Annotated in this window: 19 protein-coding genes and 3 pseudogenes; 3 read left to right on the forward strand and 19 right to left on the reverse strand. The window is 52.3% G+C overall.

Annotated elements, in window-relative coordinates; translation table 11 throughout:
* Nucleotides 1-4 precede the first annotated feature (4 nt).
* A complete protein-coding gene (locus ACR3EJ_RS09610; protein ID WP_170541159.1) occupies nucleotides 5-3,589 on the forward strand; it encodes a hydantoinase B/oxoprolinase family protein in 3,585 nt (1,194 codons plus the stop codon).
* Between the two features lie 372 nt (nucleotides 3,590-3,961).
* Here ACR3EJ_RS09610 and ACR3EJ_RS09615 read toward each other — a convergent pair whose 3' ends face one another.
* From ACR3EJ_RS09615 to ACR3EJ_RS09625, 3 genes are all read right to left on the reverse strand, one after another.
* A complete protein-coding gene (locus ACR3EJ_RS09615; protein WP_170541156.1) occupies nucleotides 3,962-4,243 on the reverse strand; it encodes an HAD family hydrolase in 282 nt (93 codons plus the stop codon).
* Nucleotides 4,176-4,646 (reverse strand): adenylate/guanylate cyclase domain-containing protein, encoded by a 471-nt coding sequence (locus ACR3EJ_RS09620; protein ID WP_480423333.1) that lies wholly within the window; start codon nucleotides 4,644-4,646, stop codon nucleotides 4,176-4,178. The genes ACR3EJ_RS09615 and ACR3EJ_RS09620 overlap by 68 nt, the downstream gene beginning before the upstream one ends.
* Before the next feature lie 158 nt (nucleotides 4,647-4,804).
* On the reverse strand, nucleotides 4,805-5,167 hold the full coding sequence (locus tag ACR3EJ_RS09625; protein ID WP_170541150.1) for a hypothetical protein: 363 nt from the start codon (nucleotides 5,165-5,167) through the stop codon (nucleotides 4,805-4,807).
* 255 nt (nucleotides 5,168-5,422) lie between these two features.
* Between ACR3EJ_RS09625 and ACR3EJ_RS09630 the strand changes: the two genes are divergently transcribed.
* Nucleotides 5,423-7,132 (forward strand): adenylate/guanylate cyclase domain-containing protein, encoded by a 1,710-nt coding sequence (locus ACR3EJ_RS09630; RefSeq protein WP_170541147.1) that lies wholly within the window; start codon nucleotides 5,423-5,425, stop codon nucleotides 7,130-7,132.
* Nucleotides 7,133-7,230: 98 nt separating this feature from the next.
* Here the strand turns inward: ACR3EJ_RS09630 and ACR3EJ_RS09635 are convergent.
* Nucleotides 7,231-7,847, reverse strand: a pseudogene (locus tag ACR3EJ_RS09635) (IS6 family transposase).
* A 343-nt stretch (nucleotides 7,848-8,190) separates the two neighbouring features.
* Here ACR3EJ_RS09635 and ACR3EJ_RS09640 point away from each other — a divergent pair.
* Nucleotides 8,191-11,280, forward strand: coding sequence for a hypothetical protein (locus ACR3EJ_RS09640; protein ID WP_170541144.1), 3,090 nt, complete (start codon nucleotides 8,191-8,193; stop codon nucleotides 11,278-11,280).
* Between the two features lie 360 nt (nucleotides 11,281-11,640).
* Here ACR3EJ_RS09640 and ACR3EJ_RS09645 read toward each other — a convergent pair.
* From ACR3EJ_RS09645 to ACR3EJ_RS09715, 15 genes and pseudogenes are all read right to left on the reverse strand, one after another.
* Nucleotides 11,641-11,778, reverse strand: a pseudogene (locus ACR3EJ_RS09645) (transposase); the annotation flags it as partial.
* Nucleotides 11,779-11,858: 80 nt separating this feature from the next.
* Entirely contained in the window at nucleotides 11,859-12,539 is a 681-nt protein-coding gene (locus ACR3EJ_RS09650; protein ID WP_170541141.1) for a WbqC family protein, read from the reverse strand.
* Nucleotides 12,536-13,534, reverse strand: coding sequence for a sulfotransferase (locus ACR3EJ_RS09655; RefSeq protein WP_170541138.1), 999 nt, complete (start codon nucleotides 13,532-13,534; stop codon nucleotides 12,536-12,538). Before ACR3EJ_RS09655 ends, ACR3EJ_RS09650 begins: the two co-directional genes overlap by 4 nt.
* On the reverse strand, nucleotides 13,531-14,538 hold the full coding sequence (locus tag ACR3EJ_RS09660; RefSeq protein ID WP_170541135.1) for a sulfotransferase: 1,008 nt from the start codon (nucleotides 14,536-14,538) through the stop codon (nucleotides 13,531-13,533). Before ACR3EJ_RS09660 ends, ACR3EJ_RS09655 begins: the two co-directional genes overlap by 4 nt.
* Before the next feature lie 14 nt (nucleotides 14,539-14,552).
* Complete coding sequence (locus ACR3EJ_RS09665) at nucleotides 14,553-15,530, reverse strand: hypothetical protein (RefSeq protein ID WP_170541132.1); 978 nt, start codon at nucleotides 15,528-15,530, stop codon at nucleotides 14,553-14,555.
* 6 nt (nucleotides 15,531-15,536) lie between these two features.
* Nucleotides 15,537-16,217 carry an acylneuraminate cytidylyltransferase family protein gene (locus tag ACR3EJ_RS09670; protein ID WP_170541129.1) on the reverse strand — a complete coding sequence of 227 codons (681 nt, stop codon included), beginning with the start codon at nucleotides 16,215-16,217 and terminating at the stop codon, nucleotides 15,537-15,539.
* 3 nt (nucleotides 16,218-16,220) lie between these two features.
* Nucleotides 16,221-17,285, reverse strand: coding sequence for an N-acetylneuraminate synthase family protein (locus tag ACR3EJ_RS09675; protein ID WP_170541127.1), 1,065 nt, complete (start codon nucleotides 17,283-17,285; stop codon nucleotides 16,221-16,223).
* A 2-nt stretch (nucleotides 17,286-17,287) separates the two neighbouring features.
* Complete coding sequence (locus ACR3EJ_RS09680) at nucleotides 17,288-18,505, reverse strand: aminotransferase class I/II-fold pyridoxal phosphate-dependent enzyme (protein WP_170541124.1); 1,218 nt, start codon at nucleotides 18,503-18,505, stop codon at nucleotides 17,288-17,290.
* Between the two features lie 5 nt (nucleotides 18,506-18,510).
* Nucleotides 18,511-19,563: a UDP-N-acetylglucosamine 4,6-dehydratase (inverting) gene (gene pseB / locus ACR3EJ_RS09685; protein ID WP_170541121.1), complete on the reverse strand. Its 1,053-nt coding sequence runs from the start codon at nucleotides 19,561-19,563 to the stop codon at nucleotides 18,511-18,513.
* Between the two features lie 17 nt (nucleotides 19,564-19,580).
* On the reverse strand, nucleotides 19,581-21,173 hold the full coding sequence (locus ACR3EJ_RS09690; protein WP_170541117.1) for a hypothetical protein: 1,593 nt from the start codon (nucleotides 21,171-21,173) through the stop codon (nucleotides 19,581-19,583).
* 198 nt (nucleotides 21,174-21,371) lie between these two features.
* The gene (pseI, locus tag ACR3EJ_RS09695; RefSeq protein ID WP_170541114.1) at nucleotides 21,372-22,439 is read right to left on the reverse strand and encodes a pseudaminic acid synthase; all 1,068 of its coding nucleotides are present in this window, start codon (nucleotides 22,437-22,439) and stop codon (nucleotides 21,372-21,374) included.
* A gap of 547 nt (nucleotides 22,440-22,986) precedes the next feature.
* Nucleotides 22,987-23,109, reverse strand: a pseudogene (locus ACR3EJ_RS09700) (IS5/IS1182 family transposase); the annotation flags it as partial.
* A gap of 106 nt (nucleotides 23,110-23,215) precedes the next feature.
* Nucleotides 23,216-24,037: an SIR2 family protein gene (locus ACR3EJ_RS09705; RefSeq protein ID WP_170541111.1), complete on the reverse strand. Its 822-nt coding sequence runs from the start codon at nucleotides 24,035-24,037 to the stop codon at nucleotides 23,216-23,218.
* The gene (locus ACR3EJ_RS09710; protein ID WP_170541108.1) at nucleotides 24,034-24,918 is read right to left on the reverse strand and encodes a protein-ADP-ribose hydrolase; all 885 of its coding nucleotides are present in this window, start codon (nucleotides 24,916-24,918) and stop codon (nucleotides 24,034-24,036) included. The genes ACR3EJ_RS09705 and ACR3EJ_RS09710 overlap by 4 nt, the downstream gene beginning before the upstream one ends.
* Before the next feature lie 83 nt (nucleotides 24,919-25,001).
* A complete protein-coding gene (locus ACR3EJ_RS09715; RefSeq protein ID WP_170541105.1) occupies nucleotides 25,002-25,850 on the reverse strand; it encodes a nuclear transport factor 2 family protein in 849 nt (282 codons plus the stop codon).
* Nucleotides 25,851-25,893: the final 43 nt, after the last annotated feature.

Below are 25,893 nucleotides of genomic sequence, written 5' to 3' on the forward strand. Positions count from 1 at the left end.
GTCCATGTGGCAGTTTTGGGTTGATCGTGGTGGCACGTTCACCGACATCGTTGCACGCAAGCCGGATGGGAGTTTGCTGACACATAAATTGCTGTCCGAGAATCCCGAACGCTATGCCGACGCCGCTGTACAAGGTGTTCATGAATTGCTGGGTCTGGAAAGCGATCAGGACATCCCAAAAGGGTCAATTCGTGCGGTAAAGATGGGAACCACAGTTGCGACCAACGCGCTGCTGGAACGCAACGGCGACCGGACCATTTTATTCATAACCAAGGGGCTGCGTGATCTTCTGCGGATCGGATACCAGAACCGACCGCGCCTGTTTGATCTGAATATTCGGTTGCCCGAGCTTCTGTACGAAGACGTTGTCGAAGTCGAGGAACGTGTCGCGGCGAATGGCGAGGTCGTAACACAGCTGGATATCGACAAAACGAAAACCGCGTTGGAACAGGCCTATTCGGAAGGATATCGTTCCGTCGCTATCGCGCTTATGCACAGCTTCCAGCACCCCGATCATGAAAAACAGATCGGTGCGCTGGCACATGCCGTTGGGTTCCCGCAAATCTCGCTTAGCCACGAGGTGAGCCCACTGATCAAACTGGTGGGCCGCGGAGACACTGCAGTGGTTGATGCCTATTTGTCACCCATTCTTCGTCGATACGTAGAGCAGGTAGCGACAGCTTTGGGTGCCGATGAAGGCGGGTGCGATCAATTGATGTTCATGCAATCCAACGGAGGATTGACCGACGCGGATCTGTTCCAAGGTCGTGATGCAATCTTGTCCGGCCCGGCGGGCGGTGTGGTCGGGATGGTGCGCACCGCTGCCGATCATGGTTTTGACAAACTGATTGGCTTCGACATGGGCGGTACGTCTACGGATGTGTGTCACTATGCCGGTGAATATGAACGGTCCTTTGAAACCGAAGTTGCAGGCGTCCGAATGCGCGCGCCGATGATGTCGATCCATACGGTTGCCGCAGGCGGCGGATCTATCCTGTCCTTTCGCGATGGCAGGATGCAGGTCGGGCCGGAAAGTGCCGGCGCCAACCCCGGACCTGCTGCGTATAGACGCGGCGGCCCGCTGACCGTCACCGACTGCAATGTTTTGCTTGGCAAACTGCAGCCCGAGCATTTCCCTTCGGTTTTCGGCCATGAAGGCAACGAACCGTTGGACAAGGAAATTGTGCGCAGAAAATTTGAAGCTCTGGCGGCCGAAATGGGCACGGATAAATCAGTTGAGGAACTTGCCCAGGGCTTCTTGCGGATCGCTGTTGAGAACATGGCGAACGCGATCAAGAAAATCAGTGTGCAACGCGGTTACGACGTCACTAAATACACTATGAATTGCTTTGGCGGCGCCGGGGGACAGCACGCCTGTCTGGTCGCCGACGCGTTGGGGATGGAACGGATTTTCATACACCCTTATGCGGGCGTGTTGTCGGCCTTTGGAATGGGTTTGGCGGACATCACAGCGATCCGGGAACACCAGTTCCAGTCCTCTATTCTGGATACAGAGGCACAGAATATCTGCGATGCTCTAGCGAAGTCCGCCAGGGCTGAGGTTGCGGCGCAGGGCGTGGCCGAAGTAGATATTTCGATCTCAGCAACTGCCCATATCCGTCCCGCGGACGCTCAGCAAAGTCTGTCGGTACCGTTTTCCGACCCGGATACGATGCGCAATGCTTTCGTTGAGGCGCACAAGCAGCGCTTCGGATTTGCACCGGATACCAGTGATCTGATCATCGAGATGCTGGTGACCGAGGCAATCGGAAAGACGGGTGAGCAGGTCACTTTGCCCGACAACACCGCGGCCGAGGCCACTCAGGTTCAGGTGACGATTTATTGCAGTGGGCAACGCAAACAGGTTCCCCTTATTGATCGGACGGAGCTTGGCATAGGCCAATCGATCAAAGGTCCGGCGATCTTGACCGAACCCACCGGGACAAATGTCGTCGAAGCCGGCTGGACCGCCACCTGTCTGAGCGGTGGCAACCTGGTCCTGACGCGCGAAATACCACTGCAGCGGGTTGAGGCGGTTGGCACAAATGTCGATCCGGTTATGCTGGAAGTGTTCAACAACCTTTTCATGTCTATCGCCGAACAGATGGGGGCGACCCTTGCCAATACGGCGTATTCAGTGAATATCAAAGAACGGTACGACTTTTCCTGCGCGATATTTGACCAAAACGGTGATCTGGTTGCCAACGCACCGCATGTGCCCGTGCACTTGGGCTCGATGTCGGAAAGCGTTCGAACGATCCTGCGCCAAAACAAGGGTAAGATCCGTCCAGGCGACGTATTCATGATGAACAACCCCTATAACGGCGGCACCCACCTTCCCGACGTCACCGTTATCACCCCAGTTTTTGACGAAGCGGGTGAGAAAATTGTGTTCACCGTCGCCTCGCGCGGCCATCACGCTGATATCGGCGGTAAAACCCCCGGCTCGGCTCCGCCTGATAGTCACCACATAGAAGAGGAAGGCGTGTTGATCGACAACTTCTTGTTGGTCGATCGGGGTGAATTGCGTGACGTCGCGGCGCGCGAACTGTTGGCGTCGGGGCGTTACCCGTGTCGCAATGTCGATCAGAACATGGCGGATCTTGCGGCGCAGATTGCCGCGAACGAGACCGGAGCGGTCGAGCTGCGCAAGATATCGGCACAGTTTGGTCTGCCAACAGTCCACGCCTATATGGGGCACGTTCAGGACAACGCTGAGGAGAGTGTGCGACGCGTTCTCGACGTCCTGCGAGATTGCAGCTTTTCCTACCCATTGGACGGAGGGGCAAAAATCGAAGTTGCAATTTCGGTAGACAAGGCATCCCGAACCGCCACCATCGATTTTTCGGGCACATCCGGTCAATCGCCCCTCAACTACAATGCGCCACTGGCGATTTGCCGTGCCGTTGTCTTGTACGTGTTCCGAACGTTGGTCGGCAGCGACATTCCGATGAACGAAGGCTGTATGAAACCTCTGAATCTGATTGTTCCGACGGGAACGATGATCAATCCCAACGCGCCCGCGGCTGTCATTTCCGGCAATACTGAAGTCTCGCAAGCCATTGCGGACACCCTTTATGGTGCACTTGGGGTTGTTGCAGGCAGCCAGGGCACGATGAACAACTTTGTCTACGGCAATGCAACCTATCAAAATTACGAAACCATCTGCGGAGGGACCGGAGCTGGCAAGGGCTTTGACGGTACCAGTGCAGTACACAGCCACATGACAAACACCCGCATGACGGACCCGGAGGTACTGGAAAGCCGGTTCCCGGTGCTGTTGGAGGAGTTTTCGATCCGCTCTGGTTCGGGCGGGACCGGTGAGTTCAAAGGTGGCGATGGTATCCGCAGGCGGTTGCGGTTCTTAGAAGAAACAACCGTGACCGTCCTTTCGTCCCACCGGGATATCCATCCACACGGTGCCTCTGGCGGCGCTCCGGGCGCGACGGGACAGAACGCAATTGTCCGCGGCAACGGGTTGGTTCAAGAGCTTAGCGGTAACGACCAGTCAGTACTGCTTCCGGGAGATGTTTTCATAATGGAGACACCAGGCGGAGGTGGGTTCGGCCAACCAGACAAAATGGTATGATTTGGAGATACATGATGAAATAGGGATTGTTGTGGCAAAAGGGTGCTCTTGACTTGCTCTGGATGTGGCGAAAACGCTTTTTTGTCAGGAAAAACAGCTGAGACCAGCTTCGTCCAGTGACGCTGGCCCGCTGCAAATCGGCCATTGCTAGTGTTATGAACGACCGCTTTGGGGATTCGGTTTTGAGGCGTCGAATTGGTGTTTGAAAGGCCGCTCTGGGCCACCCCGTGTCAGTTATTTGCGGGGCAGGGGGCTTTGCTGCACCGGCACCGAGGTCAGCATCGAACCCATTCTGCAAAATGCTGCGTTTCGAAGGACTGGTGGAAGATAGACTATACCTGACACCAACGGCGGCAATTAAATGCCCGTGCTTCAATCGATAAGCTGTAGGACGCTCATGCCCGCGTCTATTGCTGCCTGAACACCTTGCGGTGAATCCTCGATAACCAAAACGTCGTTTTGAGGTACCGCCAAACGTTTTGCCGCTAGTTTGAATAACTCTGGCGAAGGTTTTGGCCGAACGCCGTCAGAGATACTGATCAAATGGTCGAAAAGATCCCTCGTCCCTACGGCTGCAAGTGACTGCTCAGCGACACTTCGTTCCGCATTCGTTGCGACCGCCAATGAAATCCAGCCTTCTTTCAGTGCCAACATTGCCGTAAACGGCAGCCCCCATGTGCAGACCAATACCGAAGTCCATTCGGTCCTCAGTCAAGATTTCCTCCCGCCTTTGGAATGCGTCTCTTGCGGCCGACAATGCTGCTTCACACACGTCCTCTGGTAACCTTCTACGTCCGTCAAACGGGAATATCGCAAGCAAGCCGTCGCCAACAAATTTTAGAACTTCTCCCCCGTGGTCGTGAACCGCGCCGGCAACACAGTCAAAATAACGGTTAACTGCCGCGACGTATTTACTCGGAGACAGACGTTGACTTAGGGCCGTCGAGCCATGCATGTCACTGTACAGAAGAGCACAGTCGATCTCTCGAACATCGCCACGCGATATTTGTCCACTTAAGATAGAGCGACCTGAAATCCTGCCCAAATGTGCTTCCATCAATTCGGCAGCCAAAAACTGCTCAGAGAAAACACGAGCCGTCCCAAAAAATGGTGTGGACAGACGCCTAAGACCATTGATCTCATGGTAAGAAAAACGAGGTAGTCAGTGATGCCCGATGCGGCAAGCTTTTGGTATATTGGGTAGTTTTCCCAGACCTACGGATCAGTGAGATCAGCGCGAATTGACGGCATCATTTCAAATTCGCCATCCATGCTGTCGACCAAGTCCCAAATCTCGGTATTAATGAACTTCTTAGCGAGTTTTTCTGTTACTTTGGTGTTTTCACCAAATGGAGCTTTGTCAAAAAGATCATCCGTAACCGAACTCCATGGCATAACAGTCCAATCCAATCGATCGCTTGAAGCATCCCAAGTCGCATCAAGCAGCCCAATAACGGGGTGCATTATCAAACGACCAAGTGAAACACGCGCGACCGGAACTCCACCATCGACCAACCGATGGCTTAAATGCTGGACTAAACCACCGATATCCCCATCGAAAAAGGCCAGCTTCTGCAACCAGTCTGAAATGCTGTCAAATACATCTCACGTAGTACTCTCCTCAACCATATTGTGTTACAGCTAGTTGTTCATGTCATTCGGTTATTGGTGGGGGTTTTGCGAAGGATCAGCTTGGCATATGGATGCTGCAATGCACCTAAGGTAGGAGCGAGCCAAAAGCGGTTGCGCTTTCCCAATGGGACCTCTTTGCCAAAATATCTGGCTGACAGTGCTCCTTCTTCTGGCTAGCTTCCAACAAGCGGGGGGAGAAACATGGAAAAGAGGCTTGCTGCAGTGCTGGCGGCTGATGTCGCCGGATACTCGGCGTTGATGGATCAGGACAGGGACGGAACGCTCAAAGCACTGAAGATTTTCCGTGAAGATCATCTGATACCCGCTTTGGCAGTTCATGAAGGACAACTGATCAAAAGCATGGGTGACGGCTGGATTGTCGAGTTTCGCTCCGCATCAGCCGCCACAGAATTCGCGATTGCTGTTCAGCTCGCTGACCGACCAAAGGAGATCCAAATCCGCATCGGTATACATACCGGGGAAGTCGTTTCGGAAGGCGAGGACATATTCGGTGACGGTATCAACATAGCTGCCCGCCTGGAAGCATTAGCAGAACCGGGGCAGATACTGCTTTCAGACACAGCACATAACAGCTTAGACAGGAATGCCGCCGCGTCGTTCTCTGGTGGTCAGCAGACTGAATTGAAAAACATTACTCGTCCCGTTGGTGTCTGGCAGTGGCCTGTCGGTTCGGCGACGACAAGTGCATCTGTCAAATCTGAGAAACCCGGTATTGCTGTGCTTCCGTTTGACAATATGTCTGGCGACCTTGAGCAAGAGTTTTTTGCAGATGGAATTACAGAGGACATCATAACAGAGTTGTCTCGATTTCGTTGGTTGATGGTCGTGGCGCGAAACTCATCTTTCACGTTTAAAGGAAAGAGTACCGACATTCGCGAAGTCGGGCAGGCGCTCGGCGTGAGATATGTGCTCGAGGGGTCGGTTAGGCGAGCAGGCCAGCGTCTTCGCATTACAGGACAGTTAATTGATGCAGAGAATGGCAGTCATCTTTGGGCTGACCGTTTCGATGGAACGCTGGACGATGTTTTTGACTTGCAAGATCAAGTCACACGGGAAGTTGTCACGGCGATCGAACCGTCCGTTCGCCATGCCGAGACGGTCCGCGCTCGGGCGAAACCGACGGAAAACCTGGATGCCTATGAACTTTATCTTCAGGCTCAATCACACTTTCATCTGCTGACGGACGAAGACAACCGTGAGGCCATTCGCCTTACGCGTCTGGCGTTGGAGCGCGATCCCGACTACCCGTCGGCAGCTGGATTGCTTGCGTGGTTGCATATCCAAAGGATGGTGCAGGGGCTGAAACCGATTGACGAAGGGCCAAAGGCTGCCGTCGCCGCAGCGGAACGTGTATTGTTAAGTGATCGCGCGGATGGAATTGCGTTGGCTTACGCCGCACACTCGATCTCGATGCTTGCACAAGACCTGCCGCGTGCGCGCGCAGTTTTCAAACAAGCACTCTCTGAAAATCCAAACGCTGCGATCGTTCATATGCTCGCTGGCATCAATCTGAATTTTCTCGACAGACCCGAAGAAGCCCTAGAACACGCTACACACTCGATCAATCTCAGTCCAAAAGATCCGATGCGGCACGCAGCCTATGTCGGGCAAGCCTCCGCATTTTTCCAACTTGGGCGCTATGCCGAAGCTGTAGAGGCCAATCGAAACGCCTTGGCCATTAGGGCGAAATTCGTGATTACGCATCTCATGCTTATCGCATCCCTGGCTCAAAACGGAGACCTTGAGTCAGCAACGGCTGCGGTCGCTGAACTGAAGGAACTTCGTCCCGATCTCGACATCAAAGAGCAAACGAGACTGCCCATATTCAGCGTTCCCGAATGCTCGGAGCAATGGCGGGAAGGATGGTTAAATGCAGGCCTTCCAATCTAAGATAGCAAAACCAAAAAAGTGATCCAATCCGGAAGCTTCGTGGGATGTGTGGCAAATATTTGGAACGGCCAAAGTCAGCGACTTGCTGGATACACCTATCATGCGATCTCTGCAAATTGCCGAAAACCAGATGTTTTAGTGCTGGGGGATTGCTGTTTTCGGATCATGTTGGCGACCTCAATGCCGTCCAGTGTGGCCGAGGCGGATCTGAACGATTTGAACCCGCACATGTGCCGGATGCGTCGCTTGATAAACCGATGATCCTGCTCGATCAGGTTGTTTAAATACTTGGACCTGACTGTATGAATTTTGCCGGTGCAACCAAACCGATTAAGGATTTTGTTCACCTCTCGAATGCCCACTGCGTTGGCTCCGCTTTTGTCGATGACGATCTTGCTCGGGATTCCATTTGACGACAGAGCTTTGGCAAAGAACCTGGCTGCCGCTGGACGGTTCCTGCGCTCAGACAGCATGAAATCATGGGTATTTCCTGCCTTGTCGACGACCCGATAGAGGTAGATCCATTTGCCGCGAACAGGAATATAGGTCTCCTCCATACGCCAGGAGCTCAACGTTGGGCGTTTCTTTGATTGCGCACGAGCTGCGATGATCGGCGAGTATTTCACAACCCACCTATTCAATTTGACATGGTCAACTCGCACACCGCGTACAAAACAGCATCCTTGGGGAAATGACAGCCCTTCAACGAGATCATGCTCAAGTAACCTGTTCGAAATCTATTCGGCGGAAACGATCGTCAGATCACAAAGGCTCGTCAACTGGACACCAGAGTTTGCGACACATCCGACATGCGTTGACCGAGATGCACGAGCGTTAGGAGATTGTAACTCAAGAGTGGCCGCGCCTACTGACGCAGACGGCTGACTTTGCGGGAATCGGCAGTAAATGTTACTGTTGCCTTGTTGGCAAGATCGCCGCTGGGTTTCTCCGGCCATCGCGTTTCGTTATTATTTTTGCAATAAGTTTTTTAGCCGTTCGGCCGGGCGATCCGGGGCCTCTGGGCCAGCGTTTCAGGATGCTTTTGAACGGAGGCAGACATGCCGGAAACAGTATTTGAACGCGCGCCAGACGGCGCAATCATTGGACTTCAGCATCATGGCGACCCTGTTGAGGGGCGTACAAAAGGAACCAGTGCGCTGGATGTGGCCCAGGCCTATGTCGCCGAAGTGGCGGGCCTCTACCGGATAACGCCTGATTTTCTTGATCGGCTCGGTGAGAGTGTTTCGGGCAAGTATGATCGCGAGGAGGGCAGTAAGCTGCGGCTGGAAGAAGCCAAGGCGGTACAGTCCTTTCTGATTTTCACATTTCGCCAGACCCTTCACGGCATACCGGTCTGGGAGCGTGGCCTGACGCTGCGCATGGCTGGTCCAGACAATGTGGTCACCGGTTCGTCCTCAAGCGTCGCTGCGGATATCGAACTCGGCAATCCCCCCACACCGCCGGCCAGCCGCGACAAACAAGCTGGCACGGTTCTGCGCGAAGCTGCGAAAGGGGCCAAATTCACAAAATTCAAAGTCAATGACACCCAGGACTTTGTTTATCGCTACGACGCGAAACATCGTCTGCCGCACAAAGAACCAGGTGAGATCGAAGGAGCCGAGTTGACCCCGCTGCCGGATATCGGCCGTGTACCAAAGGGCCTTAAGGACGGCGAATGGCGTTTCGCGAGCCTTGTGCATTTTGGCTGCAAAATTCCCGACTACGGAGAGCTGAACTGGCGGGCACTAGTCGACTGGGAGACCAACGCGGTGCTCTATATCCGGCCCTTGGTGGGCTGTGTTTCGGGCTATGTCTTTACTGACGACCCTATCTCGCTTTCAGGAGATTCCGAGCTTGATCCGACGGCGCCGGTCGCGCTTTTGGACGCACAACGCGAGCTGGTGGCACTGGAACGGTTAATATTACCGGGCGGAGGCGCACCGGTGGAGCTGAGCGGCGAACTAGTGGCGGTACGCGACCTCGACACGCCGAACATCGCCCCACCGACTGAAAATACCGGTGCCGCATCGGTCTTTGACTATCCCGCCGACAGCGACGATTTCGCGGCGGTCTGTGCTTACTACAACCATGACTTCCTGTATCGCTTCGTGCAGTCGCTGGGCTTCGATCTACCCAGCTATTTCGACGGGGTAACCTTTCCAGTGGATGTGGATCACCGTTGGTTCAATCCCGCTGCAGGGCCGGTGAACGCCCAGGCACCCGGCAATGCCATAGGCGACGGTGTTCTACGATTTCGCTATGCACTGGCGGCCAATGGGTCCACGGTCGGCATGGCTACAGACTCGCGCGTTTCGGCGCATGAGTTCGGGCACGCGGTGCTGTGGGATCATCTCAATTGGCCCAATTTCGGCTTTTGTCATGGCTTTGGTGACGCGCTGGCGGCAATTCTCTACGATCCGCAGGGCATCGCGCCGGATCGTTTCCGCACCTTCCCCTTCAGCAATCTGATCACCCGGCGTTGGGATCGGTCGGTTGCCTCGGGCTGGGGCTGGGGTGGCACGATGGACGTGGGCGGATATCTGTCAACCGAGATCAACGCCACAACGCTGGGCCGGATCTATCGATCTCTGGGCGGTGACTCTACCGATCTGGACAACAGGCTACATGCCAGCCGCTACACGATCTATCTGATCCTGCAGGCGGTACCGCTTTTGGCCGGGATCGTGCCCAACACAGTCGAAGGTTTTTCCCGCGCCTTGCAGGAATCTGACCAGAACACTGCTCTATTCGATGGTGCTGCCGGAGGCTGGGCACACAAGGTGGTGCGCTGGGGCTTTGAGAAACAAGCCCTCTACAGCGGAGCACCGCCCGATGTGGACGTCTTCATTGATGACGGACGGCAGGGTGAATACCCTTGGCAACAGTCAGGCAATGTCGCCCCCGGCATATGGAACCGGCATCGTCCCGACGGGGGCACCGACCATGAAACGCCGCGCCGCTGCGTCGAGAACTATCTGTATGTCCGGATCGGCAATCGCGGCAACTACCCAGCCCAATCAGTGACGTTATCAATGGCCCGCGCGACCGAAGGTAAGGGTGCCACATGGCCGGACGACTGGGATCCGCTGATTGTAGGAGCGCCCATCGGCCAGTCCGTGCATTGTGGCGACGAAGTGATCGTCGGCCCCATCCCGTGGTGCCCCGAGGACTTATGCGAGGAATACATCCTTGCCAGCGCGGATACGCCGGACGATCGCAGCAATGTCGAGACGATTGCAGGCAGTCTACCTGTCGACCGGCTGGCGCTTGGTGACAACAACGTCGCCCTCCGCCGAATGGAGGTAAACCGCGCCGAAGATGACACCCCTTGCTGCGAGGAGGAAGAACCGAAGATGACCTATCGTTACGCTGTCAAGTTCGTCTGCGGCTGTTCCAAAGGCCGCATTTTATCCACTGGCCGCTATCACACAGCAATTAACATCGGCAACGGCAGCGGAGAACCGGTGCGTTTCCGCAAACGGGTATCCTCTGCCTTGCCAAACGAGAAACCGGGCAATGTCTCAGCCAGGACAAAAAACAAACTCGGACCTTGGGAATCGATGGAGATCGATTGCGAAGACGTGGCGCGACATCTGCGTGTGGCCGAGTGCTGTTTCCTGAAGGGGTTCGTCTTTATCGACAGCGAAACACCGCTGGACGTTGTCGCGGTCTACACTGCAGCCCATGGTGAAGGTGAAGTGGAAACAATCGATGTCGAACCGGTCGTGCCTCGGCTGATCAAAAAGACGCCACCACCACCTCCTCCACCTCCGCCTCCGGATACCGAAGAGAAGCCGGATTTGATCCCGGTACAGCCCTTCCCGCCCGGTCCGCCACCCTTCCCGGCTTGGTATTGTGAGGAACCACGCAAGTTGAGGATCATCGTGCGTAACATTGGTGCAGGGGCCGCGGGACCATCGACCACACGGGTCGATTTCTTCCAGAGCGGCGTGGTAGTAGACTTGCCAACGCCGGCGTTGGGGCCAAACGGGGATGAGACCACCCTGTCGCTCGTCTTCCCTGACGACGTCAAAGGTGGCGAGCAAATCCCCTTCAAGATTACCGTCAATGCCAATCCGGTCGATGGTGTGGTGGAGACTGACACCACCAACAACAGCGACTCCTCCTCCTGCGGCCTGGTCAGCTAGGGAGCGCCGCGGGTAGCCCGGGCCTGTATCGGCCCGGGCTGCGCGGCCACGAGTTATTAGTAGCACAACCCCATTGCATTCAAGGAATAAGTCTCGTCCGCGGGGGTATCTTTCGCACCCACAGCGAACGGCAGGTTCGACGGGCCGCAGTGCAGCGAGCGAGTGTGGTAGTCAACAGACGGTTTGGGCCGGTTGTGCCATGATTAGAGATGCATTCTTTCCTGATGTCGAATTGGATCATCGATGTTTTGATAGCAAGCAAAACTACCGGAAGGTTGAATTGTTTTCTTACTCTCGGGTGGTTCCCTTGTCGCCCCACGGTTTCCAACAATTGTTGAGCGCCTTGTACGGGCGGTATTACTTGGGCGCGCTGCACCAACCTAATCCTTTGCGATTGATGAAGATAATTCCACTCAAGACCCGCCGATCGTCAACGTAAGGCTTCCCAAGAGACCTCGGAAAGAAGGGTTCCAGACGGGCAAACTGCTTGTCGCTCAGTCAGAAAAGATTGGACATGTTCACCGCTTGTTTTGGGCGCGCTGAATCATGCGCACGGCGGAAATTTAAGTGTCCAGAAGCTAGAGATAGTTTCCACAAGTCAGGGGATGCCTGAAAATCAGGTCAATGGCAGACATATGTGAAACAAAGTCAGCACCTGCTTGAGGGTATTGCTTGGGAGTATAGTTCTGAAAAATGAGTTCAAGACCTTCTCTCTCAAAGCTCTCCTCCTTGCAGTAGTCTTTTGCGCCGCTGGGCGAAAAATACTTCTGTGCACCGAGACTTTTGCAAATTTCGATTATCTTAGCGTCCTTGCGAGCAGTCGAAACTGGTAGGTCGCTTGAAAGGACAGTTTTTGTATTAAGACCAAATGCACCCATCATCCAACATATCAAACTTATGTTTAGTGCACATAGGTTTTCCGAGTTTTTTTTTACCAACTGTTCAAATTCACCTGCGTATCTCGCGTATCCGTCTGCGTATTCATACCCTTGAGCAAGCAACGCACAATGTTGCAAAGCCCAGTCAGTTTTTTTGATCGTCATCTGGTTTATCAGAGTTGCATCGCCTCTCGGCCGCAATGTTGGCAGCCGGAGCCATCTGGGTTGACCATCTACAAGAATGCGGTTTTCCTTCTGCCAATTCGGTCGTTGCTGTGCCATTGGTACGTCGTCCAAAAACACAAAAGCATCGACGGAGCGGATCAAATCAAAATAGCCAACCCACGGCAAATAGGTCGGCTGCATGATGGCTATCATCATTGGTTCTTTTCCACTTCCCCCAATAGTTGAAACGGTAAACCGTCGGGCCTGCGATCCGTTAGGCGAGAAAGCGCAGCTTCGAATTCGTATGGCAAAAATCTTTTCGGTGGTTGCTGTAGAGTTTCCTGATTAACAGGAAAGGGGTGTTCAAGCGCACCGCCAAATTGATTTACCCAATCTCTTACTTCAGACAACACTTGGTTCGGCCGCTCCACAATTGACTGAAACCTTAACTTTCTGATCCGGCTCTCATCAAGCACATTTAATTGCTGTTTCAACTGGCTTTCTATAGCGTCGATTTGCCAGTCAATCTGTTCCAATGGTTCTCGATCTACCGTAGATTGCCAATGCGGTGGCTTTACGGAAAACCACTCCCGATAGCTGTCGAAGTTTTTTTTTCGCGCAGACAAGATAGAGCGAACTACATCCATCTTTTCACGCTCAACAACTAGAAACAGGCTGTTCGTATGTATCTGCGCCAGCAACTCGGCATTCATACCACAAGCTGCCAGATTCTTGAAAACAACGGCACGGTTTGCGACATGCAATACTGCGTTCAATTCCCTGAAAAGCGCCTCCCTGATTTCTTCTGGGACCGCATCCTTCTCCACTTTGTGCGAACCTTCATATCTCAACCATCGTCGCCAGAAAAAACCAAATTCGTGCGGCCCAGACGACCCACTCGTTTTGCCAAAAGTAGAATGAAATTCTGCCGATCGTTCAGATGTCGCACCGATGTCACGCTCAAGCGCCATAAAAAGGGCGGGTACTCGCCAAAGCCGGGCGATTAGGTTGTTGACGTAACCGAAACGGCCATAGCTTGCCAGCAATTGATGAAGCAGAGTTGTTCCACTCCGTGGCGCACCGACAATGAAGACTAGTGGGAACTGGTTCAGCGGAAGTGATTTTACCCATTCGTCATTGGTTGGTGCCAATGCAGAGTTCATTTGATGCAAGATGTCGTCTTGTAATAGGTTTTTGTTGGATATCATCATCTGAAGCCATGTTCCAGTTCATGAACCAATTCACGGCTCGCGCGCCTGTTAATGGGCTCAGATCGTAGTGTTCGAAGTTTAATCGCAAATCTAATGCGCTGCCGCAATTGCGCCAATTTCGAATACACGCGGCGCTCGAAAAAACCCAAGTCGGGTCGTGCGGTGGCCAACGGCTTGTAATTTAGAAGCCGCATAGTGTGCCAAGTTAATGATTCTACAATCCGTGTTTCCTTAGAGGAGAGGTGCTTTCGAAATTTGCCTGCGTTATCCACAATAGCGGGGCGGTCTAAATTCTTCCATTCATGAAATGTCGTTGGCATCGATCCTGTGTCAATTCCAGGTGCTTTCTCTAGTTTTAGATTACTAAGCAAGGCATCACATGTGTCATCTTGTGCAGAGATCAGATCCTCGTATCTTACTAGCATGGTTCTTTCTGACAATTCGGTATCCTGCGCATAGCGCAACATTTGATCTGTCTGCGTTTTCCAGTCTGAGGCGAGGTTTCCAACATCCTGAAGGCCAAATGGGCGACGTTTTTGGCTTGCGGCCACATCGCGCGGATCGCGAACTAGATGTATAAACTGCGCAGCCGGTAGCGCGGAAGCAATTTCGAGCGCAAATTGGTTCAACCAGATATCTTTGCAAAGATAAGACAAGAATCCTTGTCGTAGCGCAAAGCGCGTATAGAAGTGATCCGCCAACCGAACCGGGTCTCTCTTATCACCATAACGATCCTCATAGGTTTGGGCGATAATTTCAACATTCTCGCTAAAGTGCCAAGGCACGGCGCGTTCGAGCGTTGATCGTTGGTAGAAACTGATTAACCGCAGCCAAGTATCATCATGGTGAAATGGTCCCAGGCAATGAGACCAGAAATTGAAGGTTCGCAAGAAATGAGCTGGCGGAATTGTGCAGCAAACCTCGCTTTGCCTCTCGGAGAGAGACTTTCTAAGGAAGTTCGACCCGCTCCTTTCAGTCGCTATGAGATAGATTGGCTTGCTCAAATTTTCTTGACCTTCTAATCAAATTCCTCAAGGGCTTGGGCAATACGACAACTGCCTAGCCCGTCGCAAAGTCTTCTGCCTCGTTCAGCATATCGTTCCCAGATGGAGCTATTGTGGATAAAATGCTTGAGGTAGGCGTCTAACTCAGCCGACATCATTCGGCTTGGGGCATCGCGAACGATCAGTCCAGCTTCTTCAGCGGCAAGCGCGTTTGCGACATGCTTTTGATTTTCGATCGTTTGAAACGAAAGAGATGGAACGCCCGCAGCACAACGCTCCCAAGCTGACATACCACAGGTTCCGATTACCGCTGAACAATTGCTCAGATGCTCTGGGCCGTTGGCCACCCAATCACTACACTTGATCGGGAAGCTTAGTTTCAACCGCCTATCAAAGCCTCCAACCACATGCACATCACTGTTGTACCCGATGCGTTCGAGGCTCTGAAGGATCGCATCGGTATCTTCGGCATTCTTTGCGCTACCCATAGAGACCCCGATATGTGTTGGTGCGGTTGAAGATAACGCCGAAATCTCTGAGAAGCGTCTGTCAATCGCCGCGAAACGTGGGCCACTAAGGAGTAATGTAGCGAATTGTGAGTGGGCGAGACGCAATTTTGTAGGACGCTCAATCGGATCTAGCAAAACGTCAACGTCGTGAGGCCTGAGCATACCATCAATGACAAATACCGATCGCCCTGTAGCTTTTAGTGCAATTTCCAAACTCTGCGAAACGGCGAAGGAATCCAGCAAAACCCAGTCACTCGTAGGGAGAGATGCAACCTGTTGCATCGAGGACGCTCCGAAGTCGTAAATGCGGTATTTTGCGAAGCGTTCATCAAAACACTCCAGATCGGACATCCCGGCTGCGAAACTGATTTCCCAATATTCTGGATCAAGCGCTTCGACAATATTGAGGCAGCGCATAACGTGACCGTACCCGTACCGACCTCCGGTATCAGTCAACACAAGAAGTTTCTTTTTCCGCTCCATGCTCTGTCAGCTTGCCGTCTCGATCTGGTATCGCTTTATCGCGCGTATTATTTCAACATCCTCAGGCTCATCCATATCAAATGAACGGAGTTTACTCATGGGATACAGCGCTCGGTTCGCCTGCCAGTAATCACTTTGTTGCAGAAACGCCCCTCGTCTGAACCAATGCAAGGTCCCGTTTGGAGCAAAGTATGCTGGTTGCTCCTGCCCCTTCATGTCAATTTTTTCGCCAAACACCGGTCGACATCCGGCGGATGTCTGCTTCAGAGCTTTATATGGATGAGGATGCATAGCAGATGCACCTAGTACAAAATCCAGCGCCGCATCGTTATCGATCATAGCATGTGACGCCTGGATATCATCTACCTGAATAAGAACTGCTGTTGGATAAACGATGCACCCTAACTCGCATTCCTTGTTTTCAAGAACATCAACAACTACATCCCTCACCTTAGCTACGCTATCGGAGAGCTCTGGACTGCGCTTGTGTACCGATGCGCCGTAGTTTTCTGCGATCTGCGCGATTTCGCTGTGATCGGTCGACACGATAACCTCATCAAAAACACCGCTTTCAACGCAGACTTCGATAGGGTAGGCCACGGCGGGTTTTCCACAAATTTCGACTATATTCTTGAGAGGAACCCTGACAGAGCCGCCGCGCGCCGGTATAATCGCGACCGAAGACATGCTCTAAAACTCAAGATCATGTATGTGCACCAATTCACCCTTGAGCACATCACGTTTTAGCCTCGCTTCAGCGAACCGCTCGACTTCGTCAGGAGCGAGCCCGTTTCCAGGCCTCGAGTAATCGAGATCTGCTTCATGTATTGGTGTGCCTGCAGGAATCGTCGATCGCGCGAAAGCGGAACGACGTCGCAACGCGCGCCGCTGTTTTTCCTCATCAGACATTCGACGTCTGGCGCTCCCGAGTGCGACTTCGAGATTGCGGATCGCTTCAACAAACTGCGGTAGTTCATTACCCTCGATGGACATAACATGTTCCGGGCTTTTGGCTGTACGGTCTTCCGTTATCGTTTTTTCAATCATGTTCGCGCCAATTGCGATTGCAGCAATGTCCATGTCGTTGCCAGGCGTATGATCTGAAAAAGCTACAGGGCATCCAAACATCTGTTTCAGCGTTGGGATGATGCGCAGATTAATGCTCTCCAAACGTGCTGGATACCCGGACGGACAATGGTGAATAATAAAGTTCTCATTACCTTCAGACATAAGCAAATCGACAGCTGTTTCTATTTCACCGATCGTTGCACTTCCGGTATCAAATTGAATGCAGAGATTCTTTCGTGCCGCGGCGCGAAGCAACGGGATATGGTTCACATCGAGCGACGCAATCTTGATTGAAGGGCAATTCATTTCGACAACGAAGTCTATCTCTTCTTCGTAAGAGACAGTTGCGAAGAAAAGAATGCCTTTAGAGTCCGCATGTGCCTTAAGCTCACGCCATTCCTCTTTCTCGAGACTCCGCCGTTCGAGTACATCTCTGAGTGGTTCTTCATAGTAAGATATCTCTTTAGATGATCGATCGCTGAGATATCCGTATTTGACCATCATATCGGGATCACGGACAAGACGACTGGCGGTCAGAATCTGAAACTTAATTGCATCTGCCCCAGATGCCGCAGCCTGATCCACCAGCCGTTTCGCTGAGGCCAGGCCAGTATGCGTTGGGCCTGCCTCAAATGTGATGAAAACAGGGTGGCCGTCACCAATTTTTCTTCCAGAAATTTCTACCATTTCTAACGCCTCGCCTTTAATATTTTTTGAAGTACTGCGGTGATCTGGTGAACATCTTCGGCGGTCACCCCCATGTGCAAAGGCAAACTCAATTGCTTCGCATAGTACTCAAGCGCCCCCGGGCAACGATCTGCAGCATTTTGATTCACGCCAGACAGATAGTCTCTGTAGTAAGGCTGTTCAAAGATCGGTATGTAGTGCACCTGAGAACCATAATTTTCATCTGCCAATGCAGACATGACATCTTCACGTGAAACCGAAACCCTATCAAAATCAACTTTTACCGACATCAGGTGCCAGTTCGGCTTACTGAAAGGCAAGTGCTCGATCGGTCTGAGCCACGGATCGAGGTCTTTTAAAGTCTCCGTGTATGTTCTGAAGAGTTCAGCGCGATACTTGGAAAAGCGGTGGAGTTTCGCCAGCTGTGAAGTACCAAGAGCCGCCTGAATATCACACATTCGGTAATTGAAACCGAGTTCCTGCATTTCGTAATACCAACGGCCGGATGTTTGATCCGATGGATTGCGGAAATTCTCTCGGCGGCGGGTAATGCCGTGACTACGCAACAGCGCTATTCGATTGGCCAATTCATCATCACGACACGTTACGGCTCCGCCCTCACCTGTCGCGATTGCCTTAACCGGGTGAAAGCTGAAGGTCTCACATATTGCATCAGCAGCACAGCCAACCCATTTTTCTTCAGGACCATAAGATGTTCCCAATGCATGACAGGCGTCGGCCACCAATACGATAGATGCAGATTGACACTTAGCAACCAAAGCCGCAACGTTCTCAGTCTGACCATTTAAATGAACTGTAATAGCGGCCTTAAGCGTCGCATTTGGAAAAAGAGTTGAAGCATCTTCAATCGCGGTTTCGAGAGTTTCTGGTGTCATCAAACCGGTTTCTGGGTCGACATCAGCAAAAATAACATCGGCGCCGACAAAACGTGCGCAATTGGCGCTGGCTACAAATGAAATAGCTGGCACAATAACGACATCTCCCGGGCCGATGCCAAGTCCGAGCATTGCGAGGTGAAGTGCTGCGGTACCATTGGAACAAGCGATGGCATGTGGAGCAGCTGTAGCAACCTTCAGTTCGTCTTCAAACTTCTCAATACTTGGACCACCGGTGAGCAGGGGCGCACGAAGTGCCGACACCACTGCTTCGATGTCATCTTCATCAATAAACTGACGTCCATATGATGTTTGCTCGGCCACGCGCTTCACCCGGCAGAGTGAGTTGCTACGAGTTCGGCTACTTCGTGATCGGTCAAAAACCAATTATTGGAGCCGCTGTCGTAGCGGAAATTTTCGGGAACCTTGTTTCCCCCAAGTTCAGCATGCTCAGGCCGCGCAAATCTGGCCAAAAATGGCTCGATCACGTAGCGATCACCCAAATCGACTGTATTTAAAGCATCACCCTGGGTAACCATCTCTTCGTGAATTTTTTCACCAGGGCGTACGCCAACTAATTTATGCTCCAACTCGGGCGCCATCACCTGCGCCAGTTGCATGATGCTGATACTGGGCAATTTCGGAACAAAGATATCGCCCGCAACCCCTGTCTCGATCATATTCTTCAAAACAGAAAGCGAGAAGTTCACACCCTGTTCAATGGTGATAAGAAAGCGCGTCATTTCAGGATGCGTGATGGGTAAGAAGCCCGCGTTTTGTTCCAATTGTTTTTGAAAAAACGGGATAACGCTGCCACGTGAACCAACAACATTACCGTAGCGCACTACGCAGAAACTCGTCCCGCTAGGGACACCCATGTGGTTTGCTGCAACAAAAATCTTGTCAGAAGCAAGCTTTGACGCGCCATAGAGATTTATCGGTGCTGCAGCTTTGTCGGTCGAGAGGGCCACGACATGCTTCACCGATGTGGACAGCGACGCTCGCATTGTATTTTCCGCACCAATCACATTTGTTTTTATGCACTCAAATGGATTGTATTCGGCTGCCGGAACTTGTTTCAGAGCAGCGGCATGAAAAACATAATCTATACCGCTCAGCGCCAAGGTCAGTCTTTGCTCATCACGCACATCACCGATGAAGAACCGAAGCTGTGGGAAACGCTCCGGCGGAAACATATGTTCCATTTCAAATTGTTTGAATTCATCTCGTGAAAAAACGACAATTCTAGCTATCTCGGAGCCCTCAAGTATGCGCCGAACGAGGGCTTTCCCGAAAGAGCCGGTGCCCCCTGTGATCAACACGCTTTTGCCATCCAGAAAAGATAAATCCTGGGCAAAATTCTGTGCGAAATTGCCGTTCATCCTGTTTCTCCAAAATCTTAGTTTGCGCTTTGACTGCGGGGAGGCAACTGCAAAACAGCTCGCAAAGCATCTATACAGAGCTCTGATTTCGTAATCGCACTGCTCTTTGGGTTCATACTGGTTTTCTTTTCCGACGCAACCCCTCGCAGAAAGCGAACAACGGCCTCGCTATCAAGCACTTCAATAACATCGCCATTTTCGACCAAGTCGTCGAAAATGGCGCGCCCCTTGTCGGACCAAACGGCTGGAGCACAGTCAAAAGCTATAGATTCGTGGACGATCGTCGAAGACTTGGTAAGTAAAGCATTTGTAATAGAAAGCAGATAAGGCAACGATACCTCTGCCGCCGCCAACAATACATCTTCGGACACGCCGATCAGATCGCTCAGTTCTGCGACTCGATGATGAGCAGTCGGATGAAGTCGGAAAACCCAGAGATAACGGTCCTTGGTGGATGCCCAGGCTTCAAGAATGTGTTGTGGCACTAACTCATCTTTGCCGTATTGAAGCGCAACAACAACAACGCATCTGTCATCTTGGACAAGCTCACCCAAATAAGACTTATGTGCCTCAGATAAGTTATCTATCATAGACGATAAGACAGGGTTTCCACCAATGATTGCTTTGTGATGTTGCTCTTTCTCGAATTGCACATAGCTTGCTGATTGTTCCGTCCAGCACCAGAAATAGTCAGGTAGTAACTCATACCCGCCTTTTGGAACGTTAAACCAGTTTGCGGCCATTGCGTGATGACGGTGCATTCCTCCATGTTGAATATCTACAGTGGTTATACCCAGCTGCCTTGCGGCTGCACACAGGTAGTAGCTGCCACCGTAACTACTCATCAAAATCACTTTCGGTTGCATTGCTGCGAGCCAGGCTTTCGCAACCATTATTTCGCTTCTGACAATGCCGATCCGCAATAAAATGTCGAAATCGGACAAAATGATACCAGTGCCCAATTTAGAAAGCTGGTGATTTACAAGCTGAACTGTCGAAAGGATGCGTTGACGGTTAATCAGATCGCTTGCTGTATCGGGTTTTAGCAATCTACGTCGCGATGCAATGTTTAAGTCTGGTAGCATGACATCAATCGGTGATGCTAAAAGTTCTGGGCTGCCGCGACTGACGAACCGCATGTCAAACTGAGGCCCTGCCAATTTGTACAGGCTTGTCAGGAAAGCCTCAGCATTCACCTTGGCTTTCTTCCCTTTGACGCTTTGGCGTCTGCGCCACATAACGATGTCCGTTTTGGGAAGCACTGGCAATTGCTGACCTATCTGTATTAACTCTTCACGATCGCCGCTTGAGAATGGGGGTAAGGCCGCGAAGCGTTTTGAAAGGTTGTCAGCGTAATAAACTAATTTCTTGCCGACTGATCTATCCGAACGCCTCAATGCGTTCATGCATAGCCGCTGATAGAAAGCCTTGGCCTGCTTGGGCTCTGGCAAAGGCTGGTCGATGTAAGGTCGACCCCACTTCCTGTGGTAATTTATTGCAAACCTGATGACCGGCCAGTAGTTGAAGTCGAAGACCCTTAAGTTGCTGATTTGTAGGGAGCTTTCGAGAGTTCGAAATACCTCGACTTGCTCTTTTTGGTTTATACTCATGACCCGAAATCGTATCCTGTGCGGTGAATTAGAAGGGTAATAACCTGCTGATACCAGAAATTTAAAGGGGGAAGCCCATCTGATTATGCAAACGAATTTGCAACAAAACGCGCGTCATTTAGGTAACAATCTATCTCGTCGCATTTGGCAAGAGATAGACATAACACAAAGAGGATTAATTGCATCCGATAGTTCTGTTTACTCTCCGACAAGTTCCCACGAAAGCGGCGTACCAGCTTCAATATCACAGGTCGCAGACCTGCCGAGCACAGTCTCATAATGCTTTGGGGGAAGACCGTTGTTGGGGCGGATTGATGACGTATTTTCAGGGGTGAATGCCTCCCCCTTCACAATATTCCTTACAACGTATAGCGAGCGGCGCAGGCGCGAGGTGAAAACTTCGGATGCCTTTAGGCCTTCTGAAGCATGGCCAAGCGCCAATGCGGCCTCCCGGCATGATTTTGTAAGTTCAGAGAATTCTGAGGGTTCCAAAGAAAAAGCGGCATCCAATCCGCCGTCATCTCGCGAAAGAGTAAGGTGCTTTTCGATAAAGCATGCACCCAGTGCGACCGCCGCAATAGAGGTGCTGATGGTTAGCGTGTGATCCGAAAGACCGACCAAGCAGCCAGTTCTAGTCGCCAGTTGTTGCAGTTTCAGAAGGTTAGTTTCTTCTACTGGCGTTGGATAACCTGATACGCAATACAAAAGAATAATCTGTTCGTTGCCAACTCTCTTACAGCACTCTACAGCATCTTCAATATCTTCCGCCGACGCCATGCCGGTGGAAATGATCATAGGACGCATGTTACGTGCGGCCTTTTCGATCAGTGGAAGGTCGACAATTTCGAATGAAGCAATTTTGTAAGCTGGCACGTTTTTGCTAGCGAGAAAATCCACTGCGTCGAGATCAAATGGCGAACTGAAGGCATCAAGCCCGAGTTTAGAAGCTCGATCGAATATTGGTTCGTGCCAAGAGCGAGGCGTTTCAGCTTTTTGATAAAGCTCAAAAAGAGACATGCCTTTCCTGGGACCTTTATTGATCTGAAACTCTGGGCGATCACTATCAAGCGTGATTTTCGACGGTGAAAGTGTCTGTATTTTTACGGCATCCGCACCTGCTTCTGCGGCAGCGTCAACAATCGCCAATGCCCGATCAAGATCTCCGCTGTGATTTGCCGAGATTTCAGCAACGATGTAAACTTTTCCAGGGTCACCGATCTGATGGGACGAAATGCTCACAAGCTGCTTTGATTTCGAGCCTTCCATGCCGTGTACTCCGCTATATTGTTTTCTTGGTTCGACATTCTGAACACCTTTGAAAAGCACCAGCTACAGTTGTCTACTTCGGAATGAATATGTTTTACTCGGACGAGCGTAAACAGAAAATTGCCAAGCATTACGAACCTTGACGACTAGTTCGTGCACGCCAAGCTCTTAATACCTTGCGTCGATTCACCTGGACTTGGGTTCGGGCTTGACAACTAATCGATGATTAGGCTGATGTACGCGCCAAGCTTGGTTTCAAACGGATTGGAAGAATTTCAGAGGATGGTTGGCTGTCGGTGGTGTTGCCGCTATCGATTTGCGCGGTTCAACCATCACTCTATTTTATGCCTTAGCCCGCCAGGATCAATGGTACTTTCTGAAGCTTTACAAGCGTTGGCCGACCCATGAATTGACGGCTATATGTTTGCCTGAATGACACTCAACCTAGGACTGGTAAGGGGACGGTATTCTTCGTGTCACTAGACATGTGGTGCTCGCCTGTAGGTTGAACGTGACAATGGCAACTTGCTGGGCTTAGGCATGGGCCTCATAGCCAGTAAATGACGAGGACAGTCAACGCGATTGCCGACAGGAAAACTATCGAGCACCTGTCGTATCTTGTTGCCACGCGCCGCTAGTCCTTCAGCTTTCCGAAAGGGACCATGCTGCGCCAGCTCTGAGGTCGGCTTCAAGCCTATACCTACGGAATGCTGCACACTGCACAAATGACGGCAAAGCGCTGGAATCCAGACGCCGGTGCGTTTCTTAGGCAATCTTCAACCGACGAATTTGGAAAGCGCCCTGTCTGCTGACTCCTGTATCGAGACGGTGCCCTCTGGCCCCCGCGAGTGTTCTTTACTGACGCGGATGAGGGTGGCGTTTGGGAATCGCGTGGCGACGGCTTCCATCGGCATGCGGATTACGCCCGGAGTGTTGAAGCCCGCGCCGATTTCGAGAACGGCCAGTGTCTTGTTCTGATTTTCCGACAGCCATGTATTGATCGCGTCTGCTTCCGCTTTGTAAGGGGTCTCGATGAACCAATTTCCGCCGCGCACATTCATGAAGACCGGCCCACCGCAATTGGGACAGACCGGCAGCGTGCTGCGATCTGTAACGAGTTGGGTGGCCCGGTCGACATGCGGAAGCATCTCGGCAACAGAGGGCCGCCCATCCCAGACCTGATCACTGCAGGGTGTCATACATTGAAACCGCTCGTAATCGCCTTGTGGCGTATAAATACGATCAGGATTGAACCGGTTTTTGTGGAAATAGCGATCCACATTCGAGGTGATGACAAAATAGTCGCGTTCACCAATCAGGCTCAGAAGGTCCTGATAAACCTGTGTTTGCCCAGCATTGTAGACGTGATCAAGCGCTACCGAGAGATAGCCCCACTTCAATGCCTCATCCGGGAACTGGTAGCCCATAAGCTGATATTGATACCGCGCGCCATATTGCAGCATACCGGGGAACCGTTCTGCGAAAGCCGCCTGGTCGGTGTAGTCCAGTCCGGCAGATGCCGATAGACCGGCCCCGGCGCCGATCAGAAATGCATCTGCCTCGGCCAGAACTTCACGTGCTTGTTCAATAGTGGTCATTTTGCACTCCAGTTCTGAGCGGCATCGAGATAGATCGCAGTCATCTCGGTGCCGAATGTGTTAAAAACGATGTGATCCAGCGCGCCCTCGTTTGTCGCAACCCACGCCGCAACTGTATGCAGGGCGATCTGTGCGACGGCTTGTGCCGGATAGCCGAACACGCCGGTGGAAATGCCACAAAGCGCGACTGACCGTGCACCGACTTCAGTCGCCAGCGACAGGCAGGACGTGTAGCAGGAGCCAAGTTGGCGTTCTTGTTCTATCGTCGGGATTTGTCCACGCCCAACGATCGGCCCAACCGTGTGCAGCACGAAGCGCGATGGAAGATTATATGCACGAGTGATTTTTGCATCGCCGGTCTCTTCCTCGTGGCCTTGAAGACGCATCAGTGTGTCGCAATCTTCCCGAAGCTGCGGTCCTGCCGCGCAGTTGATTGCATTATCGATGCAAGCGTGGAACGGCTGGAAGCAACCAAGCATCTGACTATTTGCGGCGTTTGTTATCGCATCCACTTTGAGCGTGGTGACATCGCCATCCCAGATACTGACCAAGCCTGCCGCCGGATAGGGTCCCGACAAACGCGGCAGTGATTTGCCATCAAAGATCTGTTTCGCCGCCAACTCGGATTGAAGAAGCCGATCCATTGCCGCCTTGAGCGCCGCCGGAAGGCCGCCGGGAGGGCGTACCGTCAGGGCCGCTTGCACCCATTGACGCTGCTCGGCTGAGCTTGAGGGTGCTGGATAGCGCTGAACAAACCTGGTCGAACCAAGGTCAGACTGGACCGCCAATACCGCCTGTTCCAGCGCATTTCCCGAATGCGTCTCAGGTTGCGTGGGCTCTTCAAACAGATGGATGCGATTGGCGTAGTCGTTGAGTTGCATGGTCTATCCCCCAAAGTAGACCGGCGGCACGATTGCGCCGCCGGGGTACTGATTTGCCGATTGGCGATCAAATAGACTGTCGATCAGAACTTGCCGCTGTCGTTTTTGGCCTTATCCGCTGGCGGGATCTTCTGGATCACGTCCCAGTGCTCGACAATTTTGCCGTCTTCAACACGGAACAGATCGTAAAAGGCCGAATGTTCGTTCATGAACTGACCTTCGGAAGCTGCGAAGACAAAGTTACCTTCAGCCACGATCATGTGCGTATCGCTGTAGGTCATCGGCGTTCCTGCATCGACCATTGCCTTGATCGCCACCATGAGGCTGTCCAAACCGTCATCCACGCCGCTGTTGTGCTGCAGATAGGTCTCGGTCGAGATGTAGTCGGTGATCTTTTCAGGGGCTTTGCCGTGAAGCACATCTTCCACGAAAGCGGTCACAAGTGCTTTGTTTTCGGCGGTCTTGTCCAGGTCTGTGATCTCGGTGGGGCCATCGAATTGGGTGCGACCAGCCGGGTTTGGCGGGGTCACTGGAGACAGGTTGTCCCAATGTTCGACAACCTGACCGTTTTCAACCCGGAACACGTCAAACGCGGCCAAATGATCACCACCAAAGAGCTGAGCATTCTTGTATTCGTTATGTGCAACCACCAGGTCACCCTCGGAAATCAGTCGGTGGGTGGTCGCCGTAATGCCGCTTTCCTTGAGTTGCGGAATGAGACCAATCAGCACCTCGCCCCCGTTGGGCACAAACTGATTGTGTTGAATCAGGTCTTCGGCAATCAGTTCGCGCGCCGCATCTTGATCGAAGGTTTTGAACAGCGAAGCCATCTCGGCAACGGCGATTTCTTTGGCCGTGTCGGCAAATGCGGCAGTGGTGGTTGCAAACGCGATCACGGCTGCGCCCGCAATGGTGTGAAGTGTCTTGTTCATGGGTATCTCCTATTTGGAATTGTTTAAGCTTGGGGAGTTCGAA

The organism is Ruegeria sp. AB11 (genome assembly GCF_056536325.1).